This window comes from Pseudomonas oplopanacis, assembly GCF_057128725.1.
The window spans coordinates 699,667-720,869 of sequence record NZ_JBSKHV010000001.1 but is presented as its reverse complement, the minus strand read 5'-3'; the positions used below and the strand labels follow the sequence as shown (position 1 = coordinate 720,869).

At 59.4% G+C, this 21,203-nt stretch carries 18 protein-coding genes, 1 tRNA gene and 3 pseudogenes; 7 read left to right on the top strand and 15 right to left on the bottom strand.

The annotated features are described in order from the left end of the window. Positions 1–31 precede the first annotated feature (31 nt). Positions 32–826, top strand: coding sequence for an exodeoxyribonuclease III (locus ACWKV5_RS03475; protein WP_483840177.1), 795 nt, complete (start codon positions 32–34; stop codon positions 824–826). A 111-nt stretch (positions 827–937) separates the two neighbouring features. Next, entirely contained in the window at positions 938–1,765 is an 828-nt protein-coding gene (locus ACWKV5_RS03470; RefSeq protein WP_483840176.1) for an arylamine N-acetyltransferase family protein, read from the top strand. Positions 1,766–1,798: 33 nt separating this feature from the next. On the opposite strand, the gene ACWKV5_RS03465 is transcribed toward ACWKV5_RS03470, so the two are convergent. Together ACWKV5_RS03465 and ACWKV5_RS03460 are read right to left on the bottom strand one after the other, a co-directional pair. Continuing rightward, complete coding sequence (locus ACWKV5_RS03465) at positions 1,799–2,131, bottom strand: BrnA antitoxin family protein (protein ID WP_483840175.1); 333 nt, start codon at positions 2,129–2,131, stop codon at positions 1,799–1,801. A gap of 3 nt (positions 2,132–2,134) precedes the next feature. Then, positions 2,135–2,416, bottom strand: coding sequence for a BrnT family toxin (locus ACWKV5_RS03460; RefSeq protein WP_483840174.1), 282 nt, complete (start codon positions 2,414–2,416; stop codon positions 2,135–2,137). Positions 2,417–2,672: 256 nt separating this feature from the next. Here ACWKV5_RS03460 and ACWKV5_RS03455 point away from each other — a divergent pair, with 256 nt between their 5' ends. The 3 genes from ACWKV5_RS03455 (at position 2,673) to sorB (ending at position 6,357) form a co-directional block, all read left to right on the top strand. After that, positions 2,673–4,190, top strand: a complete 1,518-nt coding sequence (locus ACWKV5_RS03455) for a nucleobase:cation symporter-2 family protein (protein ID WP_483840173.1) — start codon at positions 2,673–2,675, stop codon at positions 4,188–4,190. Between the two features lie 250 nt (positions 4,191–4,440). Continuing rightward, positions 4,441–5,700, top strand: a complete 1,260-nt coding sequence (gene sorA, locus ACWKV5_RS03450) for a SorA family sulfite dehydrogenase catalytic subunit (protein ID WP_483840172.1) — start codon at positions 4,441–4,443, stop codon at positions 5,698–5,700. Between the two features lie 9 nt (positions 5,701–5,709). Then, on the top strand, positions 5,710–6,357 hold the full coding sequence (gene sorB, locus ACWKV5_RS03445; RefSeq protein WP_483840171.1) for a SorB family sulfite dehydrogenase c-type cytochrome subunit: 648 nt from the start codon (positions 5,710–5,712) through the stop codon (positions 6,355–6,357). A 21-nt stretch (positions 6,358–6,378) separates the two neighbouring features. On the opposite strand, the gene ACWKV5_RS03440 is transcribed toward sorB, so the two are convergent. The 11 genes and pseudogenes from ACWKV5_RS03440 to ACWKV5_RS03390 form a co-directional block, all read right to left on the bottom strand. Next, complete coding sequence (locus ACWKV5_RS03440; protein ID WP_483840170.1) at positions 6,379–7,449, bottom strand: protein-glutamate methylesterase/protein-glutamine glutaminase; 1,071 nt, start codon at positions 7,447–7,449, stop codon at positions 6,379–6,381. Further along, positions 7,421–7,940 (bottom strand): annotated as a pseudogene (locus tag ACWKV5_RS03435) (chemotaxis protein CheD); the annotation flags it as partial. The pseudogene ACWKV5_RS03435 and the gene ACWKV5_RS03440, both read right to left, overlap by 29 nt. Beyond that, a complete protein-coding gene (locus ACWKV5_RS03430; RefSeq protein WP_483840319.1) occupies positions 7,937–8,746 on the bottom strand; it encodes a CheR family methyltransferase in 810 nt (269 codons plus the stop codon). The pseudogene ACWKV5_RS03435 and the gene ACWKV5_RS03430, both read right to left, overlap by 4 nt. Before the next feature lie 105 nt (positions 8,747–8,851). Beyond that, positions 8,852–9,382, bottom strand: coding sequence for a chemotaxis protein CheW (locus ACWKV5_RS03425; RefSeq protein WP_483840169.1), 531 nt, complete (start codon positions 9,380–9,382; stop codon positions 8,852–8,854). A 12-nt stretch (positions 9,383–9,394) separates the two neighbouring features. After that, positions 9,395–10,276, bottom strand: a pseudogene (locus tag ACWKV5_RS03420) (methyl-accepting chemotaxis protein); the annotation flags it as partial. Positions 10,277–10,414: 138 nt separating this feature from the next. Continuing rightward, a pseudogene (locus ACWKV5_RS03415) lies at positions 10,415–11,839 on the bottom strand (PAS domain S-box protein); the annotation flags it as partial. 194 nt (positions 11,840–12,033) lie between these two features. After that, positions 12,034–14,241 carry a chemotaxis protein CheA gene (locus tag ACWKV5_RS03410; RefSeq protein ID WP_483840168.1) on the bottom strand — a complete coding sequence of 736 codons (2,208 nt, stop codon included), beginning with the start codon at positions 14,239–14,241 and terminating at the stop codon, positions 12,034–12,036. A gap of 23 nt (positions 14,242–14,264) precedes the next feature. Continuing rightward, positions 14,265–14,591, bottom strand: a complete 327-nt coding sequence (locus ACWKV5_RS03405; protein ID WP_483840167.1) for an STAS domain-containing protein — start codon at positions 14,589–14,591, stop codon at positions 14,265–14,267. Between the two features lie 22 nt (positions 14,592–14,613). Beyond that, positions 14,614–14,982: a response regulator gene (locus ACWKV5_RS03400; protein ID WP_027921610.1), complete on the bottom strand. Its 369-nt coding sequence runs from the start codon at positions 14,980–14,982 to the stop codon at positions 14,614–14,616. A 12-nt stretch (positions 14,983–14,994) separates the two neighbouring features. Then, on the bottom strand, positions 14,995–15,660 hold the full coding sequence (locus tag ACWKV5_RS03395) for a methyl-accepting chemotaxis protein (protein WP_483840318.1): 666 nt from the start codon (positions 15,658–15,660) through the stop codon (positions 14,995–14,997). Positions 15,661–16,593: 933 nt separating this feature from the next. Continuing rightward, positions 16,594–16,669 (bottom strand) — tRNA-Asn (locus tag ACWKV5_RS03390). 228 nt (positions 16,670–16,897) lie between these two features. Between ACWKV5_RS03390 and ACWKV5_RS03385 the strand changes: the two genes are divergently transcribed. Continuing rightward, on the top strand, positions 16,898–17,128 hold the full coding sequence (locus tag ACWKV5_RS03385) for a hypothetical protein (RefSeq protein ID WP_483840166.1): 231 nt from the start codon (positions 16,898–16,900) through the stop codon (positions 17,126–17,128). Here ACWKV5_RS03385 and ACWKV5_RS03380 read toward each other — a convergent pair. Continuing rightward, entirely contained in the window at positions 17,125–17,325 is a 201-nt protein-coding gene (locus tag ACWKV5_RS03380) for a hypothetical protein (protein WP_483840165.1), read from the bottom strand. The two genes, ACWKV5_RS03385 and ACWKV5_RS03380, sit on opposite strands and share 4 nt — an antisense overlap. Positions 17,326–17,559: 234 nt before the next feature. After that, the gene (locus tag ACWKV5_RS03375; protein ID WP_483840164.1) at positions 17,560–18,756 is read right to left on the bottom strand and encodes an amino acid aminotransferase; all 1,197 of its coding nucleotides are present in this window, start codon (positions 18,754–18,756) and stop codon (positions 17,560–17,562) included. Between the two features lie 338 nt (positions 18,757–19,094). On the opposite strand from ACWKV5_RS03375, the gene uvrB reads away from it, so the two are divergent. Beyond that, positions 19,095–21,110 (top strand): excinuclease ABC subunit UvrB, encoded by a 2,016-nt coding sequence (uvrB, locus tag ACWKV5_RS03370; RefSeq protein ID WP_483840163.1) that lies wholly within the window; start codon positions 19,095–19,097, stop codon positions 21,108–21,110. Positions 21,111–21,203 lie beyond the last annotated feature (93 nt).

Genomic DNA, 21,203 nt, shown 5'->3' with positions numbered 1-21,203 from the left:
GATACCGCCAATCCGTTGCGAGCCTCGGACCATGAAAAACCTGAAAATCGCCACTTTCAACGTCAACGGCCTGCGCGCACGCCTGCCCAACTTGTTGGCGTGGCTGGAACGGGAAAAACCGGACATCGCGTGTTTGCAGGAGCTCAAGTCGGTCGACTCGGCATTTCCGGCTGCCGAACTTGAAGCGGCCGGTTACGGTGCAATCTGGCAGGGCCAGTCGTCGTGGAATGGTGTGGCGATTCTGGCGCGAGATGCGCAACCGCTGGAGAGCCGGCGCGGTTTGCCGGGTGACGACACGGACACCCACAGTCGCTATCTGGAAGCGGCGGTGCACGGCGTGCTGGTGGGGTGCCTGTATCTGCCCAATGGCAACCCGCAGCCGGGGCCGAAGTTCGATTACAAACTGGCGTGGTTCGAACGGCTGATCGCCTATGCCAAGGATCTGCAGAGCAGCGAGCACCCTGTGGTGCTGGCGGGTGACTACAACGTGGTGCCCACCGATCTGGACATCTACAACACGCGCTCCTGGCTCAAGGATGCGTTGCTGCAACCGCAAAGTCGCGCGTGTTATCAACGCTTGCTGGATCAGGGCTGGACTGACTCCCTGCGTCATTTGTATCCCGAGGATCGGCTTTACACCTTCTGGGATTATTTCCGCCAACACTGGCAGAGCAATTCCGGGCTGCGTATCGATCACCTGTTGCTGAACCCGGCGCTGAGTCCTTATCTGCAAGAGGCGGGGGTCGATGCCTGGGTGCGCAATGAGCCGCATGCCAGCGATCACGCGCCGACGTGGATTCGTGTGAGTTCGCGTAAGCGACATTGATATTGGCCAGTGGGTTGATTGGCTAAATCAATTGTCAGTTGAAGCACCTTATCCCTTATACCTGTCGGCCATCGGCGGAGAGATCCGCGGCCCATGCATAAGGACTGAGCAATGAGCGAGCCACGCCTGACCCACCTTGCGTTGTATCTGCAGCGTCTGGGCTTCGATGCACCCCCGGCGCCGACCCTGGCAACACTGCGTCAGCTGCAACTGCGCCATACCGGTGTCTTCGCGTTCGAAAACCTCACCACGTTGTCGGGTGAGCCGGTGCTGATAGACCTGCCATCCATCGAGCAGAAAGTCCTGTTCGACGGTCGCGGTGGCTACTGCTATGAACTCAACAACCTGTTCCTGGCGTTGCTCCAGGAACTGGGCTTCGATGCTCGCGGCATCAGCGGCCGTGTCGTGATGGGCCAACCCGAAGGCGCGTGGACTGCGCGTACGCACCGCTTGAGCCTGGTTACGCTGGACGGCGTGCGCTACATCACCGATGTGGGCTTCGGCGGCATGGTCCCCACCGCACCCCTGATACTCGATACCGACGCTGAACAACTCACACTGCATGAACCGTATCGCATAGAACACCATGAAGATGGCTACACCTTGCGGGCCAACGTCAGTGGCGAGTGGCGCCCGATGTACATTTTTGACCTGCAGCGTCAGGAAGACATCGACTACACCGTCGGTAACTGGTACGTCTCGACCCATCCCGAATCGTCATTTGCGCGGCAGCTGATGGTTGCCCGGACCGGAGACGGCTGGCGCCGTACGCTGAACAACGGCAGCTTTGCGATACACCGGGTCGGTCGCGAAAGCGAACGGCGGCAGGTGGTGGATGTGGACGAGCTGGTCGGGGTACTGCAGGACGAGTTCGGGATTCGGGTGCCGGAAAATGCACAGTTGAAACGGCGGCTTGAGCAATTGGTTCGCCCAAGCTGAGCCAGTGTTTTTTGAGGCTTCACAGCGGCGCGTTCAAGGCGCCATCACCCGATGAATTTCACTGAGGACCTCGGTCAGTTTTTTCTCGAGGTTCTTCAGCTCGCCAGGGGTTATCCCTTCCTTGAAATGCCGGGCATTCCCCACAGCCGTGCGCTGATCGAGCTCGACGGGTGTTTCCCGGTGATTGAGCAACGCCTGACGCAAGGTGTTGTTGATCACCGTCTGATAGCCAAAACCCTCGCTCTCGGCGAGGGAGCGAGCCGCCTCTATGACGGCATCATCCAGCATGATGGTGATTCGGGTTTTGCCTTTGCTGGTGGCTATGGCACCACGCTTGGCATTGCTGAAGTCGTATTCATCTTTCATCGGTCAATCCTCCATGTACCGGCGACACTCGTTTTTGGTAGCGATGCGCGCGGAAATGATTCGGACGAAATTCGGATCTCGATAGGTATACGCAACGACCAACAGGCGACCTTTGGCATCCATTCCCATGATGACCCACCTTTCTTCATCATGGTGGAGGTCTTGAAACGCAAGCGCTCGCTCGTCATAGAAAACCGGCTCCGTTTCTGAAAGGCTGATGCCTTGGTGCTTTAATTTGTTGGCTGCGTTTTTTGCCTTGTGAAACTGAATTTCGAATGACTTCATTATGCATACTTTATATGTATAAGCGAGGGGCGTCCGTGCCGGCGGTCGCTTGGAATGCAGAAGCCTAGTGGGGAATGGGTAAACCGGTGATAACGATGTATTTCAAAAATTTTGAGGAGCCAGCAAGCCGCACAGATAACGCCTGAATGGACACCTGTCCATAATCTGACCGATGGGTTGTATACAACTCTATAGACATTTGTCCTGAGTATTGCATACAGTGTGCGCATAACAAAAACCAGGGAACCCCCTAACTATGAAAACGCCCCATGTTTCACACCAACGGCCCGAGGATGAAAACCTTGGGATCGGCGCGAATATGGCTTACGGCCTGCAACATGTTCTGACCATGTACGGCGGCATCGTTGCGGTGCCTTTGATCATTGGTCAGGCGGCCGGGCTCTCGCCGGCGGACATCGGATTGTTGATTGCTGCTTCATTGTTTGCAGGGGGGCTGGCGACGTTACTGCAGACCCTTGGTTTACCGTTTTTCGGTTGTCAGTTGCCGCTGGTACAGGGCGTGTCGTTCTCTGGCGTCGCGACCATGGTGGCGATTGTCAGCAGTGGCGGGGAGGGCGGGTTTCAGTCGATTCTCGGTGCGGTGATTGCCGCGTCGTTGATTGGCTTGTTGATCACGCCGGTGTTCTCGCGCATCACCAAGTTTTTCCCGCCGCTGGTCACGGGCATTGTGATCACCACCATCGGCCTGACGTTGATGCCGGTGGCGGCACGCTGGGCCATGGGCGGCAACAGCCATGCGCCGGACTTCGGCAGCATGGCGAACATCGGTCTGGCGGCGGTGACGCTGGTGCTGGTCCTGCTGCTGAGCAAGATCGGCAGCGCGACCATCTCCCGGTTGTCGATTCTGTTGGCGATGGTCATCGGCACAGTCATCGCGGTGTTCCTCGGCATGGCGGACTTCTCGTCTGTCACCCAGGGCCCGATGTTCGGCTTCCCGACGCCGTTCCATTTCGGCATGCCGACCTTCCACTTCGCCGCCATCCTGTCGATGTGCATCGTGGTCATGGTGACGTTGGTGGAAACCTCTGCGGACATCCTCGCCGTCGGTGAAATCATCGGCACCAAAGTCGACTCCAAGCGCCTGGGTAACGGCCTGCGCGCCGACATGCTGTCGAGCATGATCGCGCCGATCTTCGGTTCGTTCACCCAAAGCGCTTTCGCCCAGAACGTCGGGCTGGTGGCGGTGACCGGGATCAAGAGCCGCTTCGTGGTTGCCACGGGCGGTTTGTTTTTGGTGATCCTCGGCTTGCTGCCCTTCATGGGCCGGGTCATCGCTGCAGTGCCGACGTCGGTCCTCGGCGGCGCCGGTATTGTGCTGTTCGGCACCGTGGCGGCCAGCGGTATTCGTACCCTGTCCAAGGTTGATTACCGCAACAACGTCAACCTGATCATCGTCGCCACCTCCATCGGTTTCGGCATGATCCCGATTGCTGCACCGAACTTCTACGATCACTTCCCAAGCTGGTTCGCGACCATTTTCCACTCGGGCATCAGCTCGTCAGCGATCATGGCCATTGTGCTGAACCTGACCTTCAACCACCTCACGGCCGGTAACTCGGATCAGCAGTCGGTGTTCGCGGCCGGTACTGAACGGGTGCTGCGTTACCAGGATCTGGCAGCATTGCGTGAAGGGGATTACTTCAGCGAAGGCAAGCTGCATGATTGCGACGGGAAAGAAATCCCGGTGGTGGAGGCGGACCATGGACATGGCGAACCGCGTGCAGCGCAGGCGAAAAGCAGTGAACATGTCTGACAACACTCAAGGCATGGAAATATGAAAAAGGCGTCCTTCGGGACGCCTTTTTTATTGCCTGGACTACGCTCTGGCGACGGTGCGGGCCAAGAGGACTTGTCGTCAAATGTGAAGTCACTGACGTCAAATGAAAAGCAGTCGGCGTGCTCGTGACGATACTGGTTTCCCTGCGAAACCCCGTTTTCACATCAAGCCTGGTGGGGGAGAGCGGTCAGTTGCATCTCAGTAAAACAATTATAGAGAGCGCAGAATGAAGTTCAGTTTTATAGACAACAGCAAGCCGAGCCGCCGGCGTGTTCTACGCGATGCCTTCGTCCTGGCTTTTGCGGCATCTCCGTTGGCAAGCCTTGCCAAGGCAGCCGACAAAACCAAGGTCGCCGACGAAACCGCCGAAGAAGTCACCTTTGCTGCCGGCCCAAGGCCGTTGGTGCAATACCCGCAAAAGCGCCCGTTGACCCTGGTGACCACCCGCCCGCCGCACCTTGAGACGCCGTTCCCTGTTTTCAATGAAGGGCCAATCACACCCAATGACGCCTTTTTCGTGCGTTATCACTTGGCCAATTTCCCTACCAGCATCGATCCGGACACCTACCGTCTGACGATCAAGGGCTCGGTCAACACGCCGCTGTCCCTCTCCCTGTCGGAGTTGAAAGCCCTCGCCGAGCCGGTTGAAGTGGTGGCCGTCAATCAATGTTCGGGTAACAGCCGCGGCTTCTCGATGCCGCGTGTGTTCGGCGCGCAATTGGGCAACGGTTCAATGGGCAATGCGCGCTGGGTGGGTGTCCCGCTCAAGGTGGTACTGGAAAAGGCCGGTGTGAAAACCGACGCCAAACAGGTGACCTTCCGTGGGCTCGATAAGCCCGTGTTGCCAAGCACGCCGGAGTTCATCAAGGCGCTGGACATCAGTCATGCCATGGACGGTGAGCCGATGATCGCCTGGTCGATGAACGGCACAGATCTGCCATTCCTCAATGGTTACCCGATACGTCTGGTGGTGCCTGGGTATTTCGGTACGTACTGGGTCAAGCACCTGAGCGAGATCGAAGTCGTCGACCACACCTACGACGGTTTTTTCATGGCCAAAGGTTACCGGGTGCCGGACAACGATTGTTTCTGCATCGCCCCCGGCACCACGGCGGCGCAAACCAAGCCGATTTCCAAACTGCCGGTGCGCAGCTTCATCACCAGCGTTAAACATGGCGATGTATTGCCGCTGAAAAAAAGCGTGGTGCTCAAGGGCATCGCGTTCGACGGCGGCGCAGGCGTGAACAAGGTGGAAATTTCCATCGACGGCGGGAAGAGCTGGCGCGAAGCCAAGCTAGGTCAGGACCTTGGCCGCTTCTCCTTCCGGGAGTGGACGCTGCCGATCACCTTTACCAGCAAGGGCGCCACGCAGTTGATGGTGCGAGCCAGTAACAGTGCGGGCGAGACGCAGCCGCTGCAAGCCGACTGGAACCCGGCCGGCTACCGCCGCCACGTCGTAGAAACCAGCCACGTGACTGTCGCCTGAGGGGCCCGCATGAAACTCATGAAACGCATGACCACTTTGCTGTGCGCGGCTCAGGTTGGCTGGATTGGCCTGGTTGGCGCAGCGCCGCTCTCGATCACGCTGCCGCCTGAAACGGCGGTGTTCAAACCCAGTGCGCTGCCTGGCTATCAACTGGCCCAGCAGAAATGCTCCACCTGCCATTCCGCCGATTACATCAGCTTCCAGCCTCCCGGCATGAGCCTGGCGCAATGGACGGGTGAAGCGGGCAAGATGCAGCACGTGTACGGGGCGCCGATCAGCGATCAGGATGTGAGCATTATCGGCGCTTACCTGGCGGTCACTTACGGCAGTGCCCATGCGAACGATGCCGAGGTGCAGGCAGCCTCGAACCCATCGGCAAGCCAGCCTCCGGCAGCGCCCGTGGCCAAAGTCGATGCAATGGGTTTGCTACAGGGCAACGCTTGTCTGTCCTGCCACGCCCTCGATCACAAGATCGTAGGCCCGGCCTATCACGAGGTGGCGGCCAAGTACGCCAACGACCCGCAGGCACTGGCCAAGGTCACGTCGAGCATTCAACACGGCGGCGCCGGCAAATGGGGGGACATTCCGATGCCGCCTTTCGCGCAGTTAAGCCCGGATGATCTGCACACGCTGAGCACGTTCATCCTGCAGCAGTAAGTTCCCTGTCAACAACGCGCGTTACCTGCCATTGGTGATCGCTCTGGGGATGTCGTCCAGAGCGATCACCCGATCCACTCCACCCAATTTGATCGCCTCTTTGGGCATGCCAAACACCACGCAACTGGCTTCATCCTGAGCGTAGGTGCGTGCGCCGGTCTCATGTAATTCCTTCAAGCCACGGGCACCGTCATCACCCATGCCGGTCATGATGATGCCGGTGGCGTTTTTCCCGGCGAACTTGGCCACCGAACGAAACAGCACGTCCACGGAAGGGCGATGACGGTTGACCAGTGGGCCATCGACAACCTCGACATGGTAGTAGGCGCCGCTGCGCTTGAGCAGCATGTGCTTGCCGCCGGGGGCGATCAGGGCCAGGCCGGGAATCACCCGGTCATTGTTCTTCGCTTCGCGCACTTCTATCTGCGACAGCGTGTTCAAGCGCGCAGCAAACGAGGCGGTAAATTTTTCCGGCATGTGCTGCACGATGACGATGCCCGGGGAAACCCGTGGCAGCGCTGTCAGCACTAATTCCAGTGCCTGGGTGCCACCGGTGGAAGTGCCGATGGCGACAATCCGCTCCGTGGTTTGCGCCATGGCCTGGCCGCTGGAAGGCGGCAGAATGGCGTCGGCATTCAATTTGGCGCCCACCGGCGTAATCGCTGCGGCGTTCCTGACCAGTTGCTTGACGTTGGCCTGCGCGGCGGCCCTGACTGCCGCCACCAGCTCGGCGGAGGATTGTTCGAGGAAACCTTTCAGGCCGACCTTGGGCTTGGTAATGATGTCCACAGCCCCGGCAGCAAGGGCCTGGAGCGTGGTTTCCGCGCCTCGTTCCGTGAGCGTTGAGCAGATCACCACCGGAGTGGGGCGCTCGGCCATGATTTTCTTCAGGAAGGTGATGCCGTCCATGCGCGGCATTTCCACGTCCAGCACAATCACGTCGGGCCACTCCTTGGCCATTTTGTCCATGGCGAAGAGAGGGTCGGAGGCGGCGCCAATCACCTGGATATCCGGCTCGCGCTCCAGCAGCGCCAGCACTACCTGGCGTACCACGGCAGAGTCGTCGACCAGCAGAACCCTGATTTTTTTCATAGGCGCTTTTCGCTCTTGTTCAAGTCTTGATGGCGGACCCAGACATGGCCGCTACTGATGTCGAAGATCACGTCGCGGTGCCCGTTGCGTCCTAAATCCTCGGCGCTCAGGCGCAAATGATGGCGCGTGACCAACTGGCGTGCGGCGTTGATATTGCTGTGGGCGACGCTGTTTTCCTCGCTGTAGCCGGGGAACATCGTGCCGCCGCCGAACAGCTTGACCTGGTAATCCTCGGGCCGCGTGTGGTGGCGGGCCACCTCCAGCAGAAACAGCGCCATGGCCTCGTCGGCATATTTGCCGTCGAGTGGCCCGCCGGGCTTCTGCCGGTTCGGCAGCATGTAGTGGCACATGCCGCCGATCATGCGCGCCGGGTGCCACAGGGTAATGGCGACGCAGGAACCCAGCAGTGTGCGAATACGGGTGGCCGCACCGTCGAAATAGAACTCGCCGGGCTGCAGGAAAATCTCATTGCTGCCGAGGGGGCTGTTCATGGTTTGCGGTAAATCGAGGGTGAGATCAGTTTCAGGGCATCGGTAATGCCGTTCAGGCTTTCCGAATGACTGACGATGAAATAGCCACCGGGTTTGAGCCGTGGCAGCATGCGCGCGACCACCTTGCGCTTGGTCTCCTGATCGAAATAGATCATCACGTTGCGCAGGAAAATCACTTCGAACTCGCCGATATCGGGCAGTGTTTCGTTGAGATTGATCGGCATGAAGTGCACCCGGCTGCGCAGGCTACGTTCGATGAGGAACGTGCCTTCCTGACTGCCGGTTCCCTTCAGGCAATGCTTGGCCAATAAGGGATGCGCAATGTGGCTGGCGCGCTCGATCGGGTAGTGCCCTGTGCGGGCTTTGGCCAGCACCTGACTGCTGATGTCGGAACCGATGATTTCCCAAGGGGTACTGCCCAGGCCATCGGCCAGGGTCATGGCCAGGCTGTAGGGTTCCTCGCCGGAAGAGCTGGCGGCGCTCCACAAACGGAAGGTTTTGCCCGGAGCGACCTTGGGTAAAACCTGCTGGCGCAGGAAATCGAAATGCTTGGGTTCGCGGAAGAAATAAGTTTCGTTGGTGGTGAGCAAGTCCAGGGCAATCTGCAATTCTGCAGAGGACCCATGGCCCATGATCATCTGGAAATAGTCGCCGTAGCTGTTCAGTTGATGGTGCTTCAAACGTTTGGACAAGCGCCCGGCAACCAGTGCTTTTTTCGCGGGGCTCAGGTTGATGCCGGCGGCACGATACAGCCAGCTTTGGAACTGCTTGAACTCGCTATCCTTGAGCGTTTCTGCATTCACGATCAAACATCCTTGCCAGGTCCGGGAACGACGTTGCAATGCACAATCGATCAAGGTCGAGGCGCACCACGCGCCTCGACCAGGGTCGATGATCAGCCGGCCGGGCCGCTAGCCCGACGCGGCGTCCGCCAGTGCGCCGACCTCGGACAACTTCGCCATCTCGTCGACCGACAACACGCGGTCGGCGTTGAGGACGATGACGAACTTGCCGGCCACCTTGGCCATGCCGCTGATGAAGTCGGACCGTATCCGCGCGCCGAAACTGGGCGCCGGTTCGATCTCACCGGCGGGGATTTCCAGTACCGCCGAGACCGCATCCACCATCAGCCCCACATCCTGAGTGCCGGCGTCCGAGTCGGCCTCGATAATGACGATGCACGAACGCCGGGTAACATCGGATTTTTGCCGGCCGAACCGCGCCGACAGGTCCACCACCGGCACCACCGCACCGCGCAGGTTGATCACCCCACGGACGAAGGCGGGCATCATCGGCACGCTGGTGATGTTGCCGTACTCGAGGATCTCCTTGATCCCGAGAATGCCGATGGCAAACATCTCGCCGCCCAGGAGGAAGGTCAGGTACTGCGCTTCCTCCTGGTGGATGGCCTCGGGTCGATTTGTATTCATCAGTGCACCCATGCTGACCTCCCGTTAAAACCGAGTGAATTCGGCTTCTGCGACGTTGCTGAGCGCGTAGTGAGTGGCCGCCCGGTGGGGCAGGTGCTTGGGAGGTAATGGCGGTTTTTTGCCCGGCGCCTGCGTCCTGTGCGCGACCGCCTTGTGCGGGCTGTCGCTGACATCGGATTCGCGGGCGAAGAAGCTCATCGCCTGTTGCAGTTGCTCGGCCTGGCTGCTCATCTCCTCGGCGGTGGCCGCCAGTTCTTCACTGCTGGAAGCATTTTGCTGGGTGATCTGGTTCAGTTGGTTCATGGCCGTGTTGATCTGTGCCACCCCGGAAGATTGCTCTTCCGACGCTGCGCTGATCTCCTGAACCAGGTCCGAGGTCTTGTTGATCGAGGGCAGCATTTCGTTGAGCAGTTTGCCGGCCTTCTCAGCCATTTCCACGCTGCTGGAGGACAACTGACCGATCTCCTGCGCTGCCACCTGGCTGCGTTCGGCGAGCTTGCGTACCTCGGCGGCGACGACGGCAAAGCCTTTGCCATGCTCGCCCGCCCGCGCCGCTTCGATGGCGGCGTTAAGCGCCAACAGGTTGGTCTGGTAGGCAATGTCGTCGATGATGCCGATGCGCTGGGCGATCTGTTTCATCGCGGCGACCGTCTGTTGTACCGAATCACCGCCCTCGGTGGCTTCCTTGGAGGCCTTGCTGGCCATGCCGTCGGTGACCTTGGCGTTTTCGGTGTTCTGATTGATGCTCGCGCTCATCTGCTCGATCGACGCGCTGGTTTCCTCGACGCTGGCCGCCTGTTCGCTGGTGGCCTGACTCATGGACTGGGCGGTAGCGCTGACCTGTTCGGAGGCGGTGACCAACGCGTCAGCCGCGGCACTGACATCCTCGATAATCGTGGTCAGCTTCTCTGCCGTGGAATTCGCGTCGTCTTTGACCTGAGCAAAGATACCGGTCGATTCTCGCGTGATGCGCTGTCCAAGGTCACCATTGGCCAGCCCGCTGAAAACACGACTGACGTCCTCGATGACGTTCGAGAGTGCGTCACAGCTGGCATTCGCATCGTCTTTGACCTGGCCAAAGACACCCGAATATTCGCGGGTGATACGTTGTTCAAGGTCGCCCTGCGACATGGCACCAAACAGTCGTCCCACGTCAGAGAAAATGACCCCGGTGGTTTCCATCAGCGAGTTGACGCCGGCGCACAGCACCTGAATCGGGCCGCTCTTGCCTTCCAGGGGGATGCGTTGGCTCAGATCGCCATCCTTCGCCGCCGAAGTGACATGCTGGGCTTGCTCTACCGCCTGTACCAGCATGTTGTTGGCATTGACCTGCGCCGTCACGTCGGTGGCATATTTAACGACTTTGAAGGGCTGGCCGTTCATGTCCATGATCGGGTTGTAGGAGGCTTGTATCCAGATTTCCTTGCCACCTTTGCCGATGCGTTTGTATTCGCCGGCATCGAATTCACCGCGCCCGAGCTTGTCCCAGAACACGCGGTATTCCGCAGAGGCGCGGTAGACCGGGTCGGCAAACATACTGTGATGTTGGCCCTTGATCTCGGCCAGGGTGTAGCCGAGCGTGTTCAGGAAGTTGTCGTTGGCGTGCAAAATCTTGCCATCGAGCGAGAACTCGATCACCGCTTGTGCCTTGCTGATGGCGCTGAGTTGGCCGGCGAAATCGGCGGCTTGCAACTTGCTCTGGGTGATGTCAGTCGCATACTTGACGACTTTGAAGGGCTTGCCGTTCATGTCCATGATCGGGTTGTAAGAGGCTTGTATCCAGATTTCCCTGCCACCTTTACCGATGCGTTTGTACTCGCCGGCATCGAACTCACCGCGCCCAAGCTTTTCCCAGAACAGACGATATTCAGTCGAGGCGCGGTAGGCGGGGTCGGCAAACATACTGTGATGTTGCCCTTTGATCTCGGCGAGGGTGTAGCCCAGCGTGTTCAGGAAGTTGTCGTTGGCGTGCAGAATCTTGCCGTCGAGCGAGAATTCGATCACCGCTTGCGCCTTGCCAATGGCGCCAAGTTGGCCCGCGAAGTCGGCGGCCTGCAACTTGCTCTGGGTAATGTCGGTCGCGTATTTGACGACTTTGAAGGGCTTGCCGTCCGTGTCCATGATCGGGTTGTAGGAGGCTTGTATCCAGATTTCCTTGCCACCCTTGCCGATGCGTTTGTACTCGCCGGCATCGAATTCACCACGCCCGAGTTTGTCCCAGAACAGGCGATATTCAGGCGAAGCGCTGTAGGCCGGATCGGCAAACATGCTGTGGTGTTGGCCCTTGATCTCGGCCAGGGTGTAGCCCAGCGTGTTCAAGAAGTTGTCGTTGGCGTGCAAAATTCTGCCATCGAGCGAGAACTCAATGACGGCCTGTGCTTTGTTGAGCGCGTCAATTTGCCCTTTTAAATCCGATAACAGCGCTTGCTCTTTAAGCCGTTCTTCCTGGTTATAGCTGAATCGATTCATAAAACGGGTGACCATTGATTGATTAGCCTGATTCATGACAACTCCCAATGAAGTTCAATTTTTTATTCTGTGGCCTGTTGCATCGCTTCAGATGTTATTGAGCAGGTCAGTCATGCGCCCCTTGTTCGACACGCGTCAGTTCCCCTTGAATCGGCGCTTTGCACGTTCATCAACGGTGTTTTTCAAGTTGGTATTCAGGCTTCAGCCAACGCCGGTTGCAGGTGGGTGTGTGCCTGTTGTTGGGTGACCTGTTGCAGCAAATTCGGTACATCGAGAATCAGTGCCACCTCACCGCTGCCCAGAATGGTCGAGCCGCCGATGCCGCGCAGGGCGCTGAACAGCTTGCCCAGCGGTTTGATCACGGTCTGAAATTCACCTTGCAATTCGTCCACCACCAAACCGGCTTTCTGCTCGCCGCAACGCACCACCACTACGTTCTCGCGCCGGCCCGGGCTGCCCTCCGCGTTGAGCTGTTCACGCAGGTACACCAGCGGCAACACTTCGCCACGCAAGTTCAGGTAGCTGCGCTCGCGGGTGGCTTGGCGATCTTCGTCGGTCAACTCCAGGCACTCTTGCACCATGTCCAGAGGCACCACGTAAGTGGCCTGACCGACGCCAACCAGAAAGCCATCGATGATCGCCAGGGTTAGTGGCAGGCGGATTCGCACCCGGGTGCCTCGGCCAGCCTGGCTGTCGAGGTCGACACTGCCGCGCAGGGCGGTGATGTTGCGCTTGACCACGTCCATGCCGACGCCACGGCCGGAGAGGTTGGTGACGGTCGCCGCGGTAGAGAAACCCGGCTCGAAAATGAGGTTGTAGATGTCCTGATCGGACGGTGTGGCGGTGGCGGTGAGCAGGCCGCGCTCGCGGGCCTTGTGGAGGATGCGCTCGCGGTCGAGTCCGGCGCCGTCGTCGACGATTTCGATGACGATGCTGCCGGAGTCGTGGTAGGCGTTGAGGCTCAGCGTGCCTGTCAGCGGTTTGCCCGCTGCCTGGCGAACCTCGGGCGATTCAATGCCGTGATCCATGGCGTTGCGCAGTAAGTGCATCAAGGGATCGCCGATCTTTTCCACCACGGTCTTGTCCAGCTCGGTGTCGGCGCCGCTGATCTGCAGATCGATATCCTTGCCCAATTCGAGGCTGACATCGCGCACCACCCGCTGGAAGCGGTTGAAGGTGTCGCCGATCGGCACCATGCGCAGGCGCAGGGCGCTGTCGCGGATTTCCTCGACCAGGCCTGAGACCCGGGAACCGGCTTCCTGCAAGGCGTCGTTGTGGCTGCGCTGAGCCAGCAGGTTGGCGCCGGCTCCCGCGATCACCAGCTCGCCGACCAGGTTGATCAGCTCGTCCAGCTTGTCCGCATCCACGCGAACGTAGCGGTTCTCTTTGTTCTTGCTCTCCTGAATCTGGCTTTGCTTGTTCAGGGCAGCCTGCACCAGTGCGGGCGTCACCGAACGCTGCTCGACGAGGATCTCGCCCAGGGGGGCAGCCGGGGTGTTTGCTTCGATAGGGGCGCTTTGTTCGTGCAGGGCCTTTTCCAGTTCTTGCGGGGTCAGGGCGCCGCTGCTGACCAGGAGCTCTCCCAGACGGGCCGCATCTTCTGGCAGTCGATCAATCAGCTCGATGTATTCGGCGATCTTGCTGTGCGGCGGGAGGATGTGGATCAGGCAATCGTCGCGCACGAAGTCGAAGGCTTCGGCGATGGCTGCTTTGTCCGCCGTGGACTGGTAGTCAATCTCGAAGCCCAGGTAACAGGCTTCGGCATCCATCGCATCGGCCTGCGGCATGCCATCGGCGAGGGTAGAGATGCGGACGATCTCGCCCTGGCTGTTGAGGTAGCGCAGGAACGACAGCGGGTCCATGCCGTTGCGCAACACTTCCTGGCCGAAGCGCAGGGAGATGTGCCAGAGGTCGGAGGCCACGCTGTCATCCGCGCAAACCTCGGTCAGATAATCGGTATTGAACGGCGCAACGGCAGTGGCGGATGGCTCCAGCGAAAGCGTGATGACCTGGTAGGTGTTCAGGCGTTGGCGCAGGCCGCTTTCCCGAGTCTGTGCCGGGGTATCCAGCTGACCGCCTTGGGCGGCAACCACGTTGACCAGCTCCAGCATGTGGTCGCCGCATTCCAACAGCAGGGCGACCAATTCGCTATTGATACCGACCGCGCCGTCACGCACACGATCGAGCACGTCTTCGACAATATGAGTGAAGCCAACAACCGGCTCCAGGCCGAACAGCCCGGCCGACCCCTTGATGGTGTGCGCTGCTCGAAAGATGGCGCCCAGGGTGTCGCTGTCGCCCGGTTCGCTCTCCAGTCGCAGCAACGACTCTTCCATATCCTGTAGCAGTTCGCGGGCTTCGGCGATGAAGGTTTGCAGGGCTTGATCGAGATTTATACTCACGCTGAATTCCTTTTGCGCTGAGGTCAGCTAGCGGCCGAGTTGGAAATAACCAGAGGGTCGCCAAAGAAAGCGGCGAGGTTGCACAGGTCGAAGACTTCCAATACCGAGCGGCTGTGCCCAGCCAGGCGCAAGGTCGTGCCGACGCGCGTGGCTTCGCGTTTGGCCAGCAACAGCTGCTGCATGCCGGCGCCGTCCATCTCGCTGACCTGGGACAGGTCGATTTCCAGCTCGCCAGGCCCGGCCAGGTGGGGCAATAGCTGTGCCTTGAATTCGGCCGCGGTATAGATGTTCATCTCGCCTTCGATATGCAACTGGCACAGGCCATTCAGTGTGGCTACGCGGATGTTCATGCTCGCCTCCGGGCTCGGTCGATCAAGGCAGGATCAGTTTGGCGACGGCGGCCAGCATCTGTGCCGGCTGGAAAGGCTTGACCACCCAGGCCCTGGCCCCGGCAGCCTGGCCTTCCTGTTTCTTCGCTTCCTGGGATTCGGTGGTCAGCATGATGATTGGGGTGAACTTGTAGTTGGCCAGCTTCTTCACCTCCTTGACCAACGTGATGCCATCCATGTTGGGCATGTTCACATCGCTGATCATCAGGTGGATTTTCTGTCCGTTCAGCTTGGTCAGCGCATCTTTGCCATCGCTGGCCTCGATCACGTCGTAGCCAGCCCCTTTCAAGGCAATGCTGACCACCTGGCGTACGCTGCTGGAATCGTCGACGACCATTACGGTTTTAGCCATGCTGCTCTCCTGCTAGAAGAAAGTGATTTCCTGTTCCTTGGCGGCGCTGGAACTGTGTCCGTGATGGATTTGTCGCTGCTCATCGGTGGCGTAGGTCAGCTCCATGCTCGCCAACCAGGCACGGGCATCGATCTGTTCCAATTGATCCGGATTGCGCTGGCCGTTCTGCAAGTGCTGGTGCAAGGCCTGCATGTTGTCGCGAACATGGGAGAGGATCTGGCTGACGCGATCCTGGAACTGCAGGCCGATCAGGACCTCGCTGATTTCGTCACGGATGCCGACGCTCTCTTGCTGCAGCAACTCGGTAGAGCCCGACAGGCGCTGGGTAATGCTGTGAAAACGATCCAGTACATGTTGAATGCTGGCTTCGGAGGCGGAGACCGAGTGCTGGTCATTCGCCGAAGTGTTGTCGGCGACTTCGACCAGTCGGGTGATGGCGCTGTTGATGATGCCGACGGTGGCCGACATCTTTTTCCCGGTGTCGCTGGAGAGACTCGACAAGCTACGCACGGCATCGGCCACCACGGCGAAACCACGGCCGGCTTCGCCTGCTCGAGCGGCTTCAATCGCGGCATTCAGCGCCAAGAGATTGGTTTGCGCAGCAATCGCCGCAACTTCTTTAGACATGCTCAGCAGTTCGCCGGTGTAGTCGGTGAGGCTGCGCACTTGTTCCAGCATCTCGTCGCGGCTCAGTTGCGTGGCCTTGAGGGAATTGACCACCTGCGTCAGTTCCGTTTCGCTCTGCGCGAGCACCACCACCGCGCCGCTCTGGGCATCGCCGGCCAGGCCTTCAGCCGCTTGCTGCGAAGTCTGCACGGCTTCTTCCAGCTTGCTGTAGATGCCTGAGAAGCGCTGGCTCAGCGTGACGATGGCCTGCTCGGTCTGGCTGCGGGAGTTCTCGATCTGCTTGGTCCAGATCGGCACCGCTTCCAGGCACACGGCCTCCAGACCGTTGGCTGCGGACGCGGCACTGGCGGCCTGATGTTGGCTCAGGCTGCTGGCATGGGCGTGGCTCAGTGCCTGGTCGAATAGCTTGCGCTGAACGCGGACAATCCAGGCACTGGCACCGCCGCCGCAGGCGAGCAGAATCAGGGCGGCCGTCACTTGCGGTGCTGCCATCCCGGCAAAGGCCAGTAGCGACACAGCACCGCCCGAGGCAATGGCCAGGACGGGCCAAATCAAGGGGGTGAAATCAGGTCGAACGGAGGAATAATTGCGGTCAAAGTCATAGGAAGACAAGCGCTGGTCCTTATTCAAATCGCTCCATTCGAGCGGCAAAATGTGTCACCGATAGCGAAGTGCCTGCCCCTGTGCTTGCAGCTGAATCGTTGCAAATTCAACGGCTTGGCCATCGCTGGCGACAGGTCATATTGCTTTGGAACTAATACAAATTGTTGCTGTCTTGGACGATAGCAGTAGGCCACCCTTTTGCAAGGAAGCAACCGCGTCAGCCAATGTTTTATTTAGTGCTGGTTGCTAATTTTCAGCGTGACTGCGAGGGGTTGTTAATTGCATTGCGGGGAAGGGCGGAGCGCAGGGGCGAGTTGGATAACTCAATAAACAGGCACAAAAAAAGGCCAGCTAAGCGCTGACCTTTTTTGTGTATCTAGATGGCTCCACGACCTGGACTCGAACCAGGGACCCAGTGATTAACAGTCACTTGCTCTACCAACTGAGCTATCGCGGAATGGCGCCTATGTTACTGATTCAAAAAGAGAAGTCAAGCGCCTGATAGCAACTTGAGCGATTCGTCGGGACAGACGGTGGTTTATCGACCGTGGGCGGTTACCAGAATCGTCCCAGAGGTCTACCATGGCTGCCCGGAAGTGGTCACACGCGCTACCGGCCATTCGCCGAAACAGGTATGCGCCATGAACCATTCAATCCTTGCACCTCACACCAACGGGGTGTTCGCATGAGCATCGCTCAGATCAGCTTGCCCAAAGGTGTCGGCCCTCACGCCGAAAAACTGCTCGACGCAATCACGCAGGCCGGCACGGTCGAGGATCTGAACCGTGCCGGTGGCAAGGCTGAAGGGTTTGTTCTGGGCCTGGAGAGTGCCAAGGCGATCAAGAGTCAGATTGCCGAGTCGCTCTATGTCGCCTATGACGACGCCGCCAGCCAGCGTGCTACTGAACTGGCTTAACCGCCGAACGTAAAAGTGCCAAGCATCATTTTGGCGTAGAGCGTTGTGGCGGCCAGTTGCACCAGCCACAAGGCCAGGCCGCCGAGAAACACACCCGCAGCGACTTGCAGTACCAGGTTATTCCCGCGTTTGGCCGGGGTGCGAGGGACGAAGTCGTCCAGCTCATCGCGGTCGGCGCGTAGGTCATCGTTTTTCATGTGGGTTCTCGTCAGAATTCTCGGGTGTACACAAAACTTGTGGGAGCGAGCCTGCTCGCGAAGGGGCATTGCATTCAACATTGATGTTGTCTGACACGACGACTTCGCGAGCAGGCTCGCTCCCACATTTGATCTGCGTGCAGTCTAGAGCGCTCGTTCGCTGCGCTGGGAATTATCTGAAGCAAACAAAACGGGAAGCCCAAGGGCTTCCCGTTTTTTTTACTACTCGATGACTCAGATCACCGCAACGATCGCCTTGGTCACTGCGTCGATGTTGCTCTGGTTCAACGCCGCCACGCAGATGCGGCCGGTGTCCAGGGCGTAGATGCCGAACTCGGTGCGCAGGCGGGTGACTTGCTCAACCGTCAAGCCGGAGTAAGAGAACATGCCACGCTGACGGCCGACGAAGCTGAAGTCACGCTGCGGGGCGTTTTTTGCCAGGGTGTCGACCATCTGGATGCGCATGCCGCGAATCCGCAGACGCATTTCAGCCAGTTCTTCTTCCCACTGGGCGCGCAATACCGGGCTGTTCAATACAGCGGCGACGATGCTTGCACCGTGGGTTGGCGGGTTGGAGTAGTTGGTGCGGATCACGCGTTTGACTTGCGACAGCACGCGCGCGCTTTCTTCTTTCGATTCGCTGACGATCGACAGGGCGCCAACGCGCTCGCCGTACAGCGAGAACGATTTGGAGAACGAGCTCGATACGAAGAAGGTCAGGCCCGATTCAGCGAACAGGCGCACTGCGGCGGCGTCTTCGTCGATGCCGTCGCCAAAGCCTTGGTAGGCCATGTCGAGGAACGGCACGTGGCCTTTGGCTTTAACCACTTCCAGCACGTTGTTCCAGTCCGCCGGGCTCAGGTCCACGCCGGTCGGGTTGTGGCAGCAGGCGTGCAGCACAACGATCGAGCCTGCGGGCAGGGCGTTCAGGTCTTCGAGCAGGCCGACGCGGTTTACGTCGTGGGTCGCGGCGTCGTAGTAGCGGTAGTTTTGCACCGGGAAACCAGCGGTTTCGAACAGGGCGCGGTGGTTTTCCCAGCTTGGGTCACTGATCGCCACGACGGCGTTCGGCAGCAGTTGCTTGAGGAAGTCGGCGCCGATTTTCAGCGCACCGGTACCGCCCACAGCCTGGGTGGTGATGACGCGGCCAGCGGCGATCAGTGGCGAGTCATTGCCGAACAGCAGTTTCTGCACAGCCTGGTCGTAGGCGGCGATACCGTCGATTGGCAAGTAGCCACGGGAAGCGTGTTGAGCGACGCGAATCGTCTCGGCTTCGACAACGGCGCGCAGGAGTGGAATTTTCCCCTCCTCGTTGCAGTAAACACCGACTCCCAGGTTGACCTTGTTGGTACGGGTATCGGCGTTGAATGCTTCGTTGAGGCCCAGGATTGGATCGCGTGGTGCCATTTCGACAGCGGAGAACAGGCTCATTTTTGCGGCGGCTCTGAATGGAGAGTGGAGGGACGTGTGGCGCTCCAGCCGAATGCACTAGAGCGGTGCACAAACGGGGAGCTAGTATAGAGGCCATCGGCGACCGATGGCGACAGCCGTTTCGGCTTTTCAGCTAAGTTTTTCCGATTATTTTTCGACCGTTAGTCGATTGCCGTCGTCAAAGGATTCACGGGATGTAGGACGTTTGCCTTGAAAGAGCAGGCAATCGACTCCACATTGAGCACAATCCAGTTTTTTCCTCGGGCGACGTCGGTCGTTTGCGGTCTTTCTCGTTGCTGTCCGGTTTGGCCGGACAGGCGCGACCCCAGGGGTATCGAATGTCTGAATTCCAGCTAGTCACCCGCTTCGAGCCCGCCGGCGATCAGCCGGAAGCCATCCGCCTGATGGTCGAGGGCATCGAAGCCGGGCTGGCGCACCAGACGTTGCTCGGTGTGACCGGTTCCGGCAAGACCTTCAGCATCGCCAACGTGATCGCGCAAGTGCAGCGTCCGACCCTGGTGCTGGCGCCAAACAAGACCCTGGCCGCGCAGTTGTATGGCGAGTTCAAGGCGTTCTTCCCGAACAACGCCGTCGAATACTTCGTTTCCTACTACGACTACTACCAGCCCGAAGCCTACGTGCCGTCGTCGGACACCTTCATCGAGAAGGATGCATCGATCAACGACCACATCGAGCAGATGCGTCTGTCCGCGACCAAGGCGTTGCTGGAGCGCAAAGACGCGATCATCGTCACCACCGTCTCATGCATCTACGGTCTGGGCAGCCCGGAAACCTATTTGAAGATGGTGTTGCACGTGGATCGCGGCGACAAACTCGATCAGCGCGCCTTGCTGCGTCGCCTGGCGGACCTGCAATACACCCGCAATGACATGGACTTCGCCCGTGCGACCTTCCGCGTGCGTGGCGATGTGATTGACATCCACCCGGCCGAATCCGACTTCGAAGCGATCCGCATCGAGCTGTTCGATGACGAGGTCGAGAGCCTGTCAGCCTTCGATCCACTGACCGGCGAAGTGATCCGCAAGCTGCCGCGCTTCACGTTCTATCCGAAAAGCCACTACGTAACGCCACGAGAAACCCTGCTCGGTGCCGTCGAAGGGATCAAGGTCGAGTTGCAGGAGCGTCTGGATTATCTGCGCACCAACAACAAGCTTGTTGAGGCCCAGCGTCTGGAGCAACGCACGCGCTTCGACCTGGAAATGATCCTCGAGTTGGGCTATTGCAACGGTATCGAAAACTACTCGCGCTACCTGTCCGGCCGTGAATCGGGCCAGGCGCCACCGACGTTGTTCGACTACCTGCCGGCCGACGCCTTGCTGGTCATCGACGAATCCCACGTCAGCGTGCCGCAGGTTGGCGCCATGTATAAGGGCGACCGTTCGCGTAAAGAAACGCTGGTGGAATACGGTTTCCGCCTGCCGTCGGCGCTGGATAACCGGCCGATGCGTTTCGACGAGTTCGAAAGCATCAGCCCGCAGACGATTTTCGTCTCGGCGACGCCCGGCAATTACGAGGCGGAACATGCGGGGCGTGTCGTTGAGCAGCTTGTGCGTCCGACGGGGCTGGTCGATCCTCAGATCGAAATCCGCCCGGCGTTGACCCAGGTCGACGACTTGCTCTCGGAAATCGGCAAGCGTGTCGCGCTCGAAGAGCGGGTGCTGGTCACGACCTTGACCAAGCGCATGTCCGAAGACTTGACCGATTACCTGGCCGACCACGGCGTTCGCGTGCGTTACCTGCACTCGGACATCGACACCGTGGAGCGGGTCGAAATCATTCGTGATTTGCGCCTCGGTACGTTCGACGTGCTGGTGGGGATCAACCTGCTGCGCGAAGGCCTGGACATGCCGGAAGTGTCGCTGGTGGCGATTCTTGATGCGGACAAGGAGGGCTTCCTGCGTTCCGAGCGCTCACTGATCCAGACCATCGGCCGGGCGGCGCGTAACCTCAATGGTCGGGCAATTTTGTACGCTGATCGCATCACCGGTTCCATGGAGCGGGCGATCGGCGAAACCGAGCGTCGTCGCGACAAACAGATCGCTTTCAACCTGGCCAACGGCATCACGCCGAAGGGTGTGTTCAAGGACGTCGCCGACATCATGGAAGGTGCCACCGTGCCAGGCTCGCGCAGCAAGAAGCGCAAAGGCATGGCCAAGGCTGCCGAGGAGAGCGCCAAGTACGAAGCGGAATTGCGCTCGCCGGGTGAGATCGCCAAGCGTATCAAAGCCCTGGAAGAGAAGATGTACGCGTTGGCGCGTGATCTGGAGTTTGAAGCGGCGGCGCAGATGCGTGATGAGATTGGCAAGTTGCGGGAGCGGTTGATCACTGTCTGAATTTTGCAGTGCCTGGGATGGCCTCTTCGCGAGCGGGCTCGCTCCCACAGGGATTACACTGAACCTTGTGGGAGCGAGCCTGCTCGCGAAAAC

Coding starts and splice junctions, on each gene's coding strand:
- ACWKV5_RS03475 (WP_483840177.1), top strand. CDS start 32: ATGAAAAACCTGAAAATCGCCACTTTCAACGTCAACGGCCTGCGCGCA.
- ACWKV5_RS03470 (WP_483840176.1), top strand. CDS start 938: ATGAGCGAGCCACGCCTGACCCACCTTGCGTTGTATCTGCAGCGTCTG.
- ACWKV5_RS03465 (WP_483840175.1), bottom strand. CDS start 2,131: ATGAAAGATGAATACGACTTCAGCAATGCCAAGCGTGGTGCCATAGCC.
- ACWKV5_RS03460 (WP_483840174.1), bottom strand. CDS start 2,416: ATGAAGTCATTCGAAATTCAGTTTCACAAGGCAAAAAACGCAGCCAAC.
- ACWKV5_RS03455 (WP_483840173.1), top strand. CDS start 2,673: ATGAAAACGCCCCATGTTTCACACCAACGGCCCGAGGATGAAAACCTT.
- sorA (WP_483840172.1), top strand. CDS start 4,441: ATGAAGTTCAGTTTTATAGACAACAGCAAGCCGAGCCGCCGGCGTGTT.
- sorB (WP_483840171.1), top strand. CDS start 5,710: ATGAAACTCATGAAACGCATGACCACTTTGCTGTGCGCGGCTCAGGTT.
- ACWKV5_RS03440 (WP_483840170.1), bottom strand. CDS start 7,449: ATGAAAAAAATCAGGGTTCTGCTGGTCGACGACTCTGCCGTGGTACGC.
- ACWKV5_RS03425 (WP_483840169.1), bottom strand. CDS start 9,382: ATGGGTGCACTGATGAATACAAATCGACCCGAGGCCATCCACCAGGAG.
- ACWKV5_RS03405 (WP_483840167.1), bottom strand. CDS start 14,591: ATGAACATCCGCGTAGCCACACTGAATGGCCTGTGCCAGTTGCATATC.
- ACWKV5_RS03400 (WP_027921610.1), bottom strand. CDS start 14,982: ATGGCTAAAACCGTAATGGTCGTCGACGATTCCAGCAGCGTACGCCAG.
- ACWKV5_RS03395 (WP_483840318.1), bottom strand. CDS start 15,660: ATGCTGGAACAAGTGCGCAGCCTCACCGACTACACCGGCGAACTGCTG.
- ACWKV5_RS03385 (WP_483840166.1), top strand. CDS start 16,898: ATGAGCATCGCTCAGATCAGCTTGCCCAAAGGTGTCGGCCCTCACGCC.
- ACWKV5_RS03380 (WP_483840165.1), bottom strand. CDS start 17,325: ATGAAAAACGATGACCTACGCGCCGACCGCGATGAGCTGGACGACTTC.
- ACWKV5_RS03375 (WP_483840164.1), bottom strand. CDS start 18,756: ATGAGCCTGTTCTCCGCTGTCGAAATGGCACCACGCGATCCAATCCTG.
- uvrB (WP_483840163.1), top strand. CDS start 19,095: ATGTCTGAATTCCAGCTAGTCACCCGCTTCGAGCCCGCCGGCGATCAG.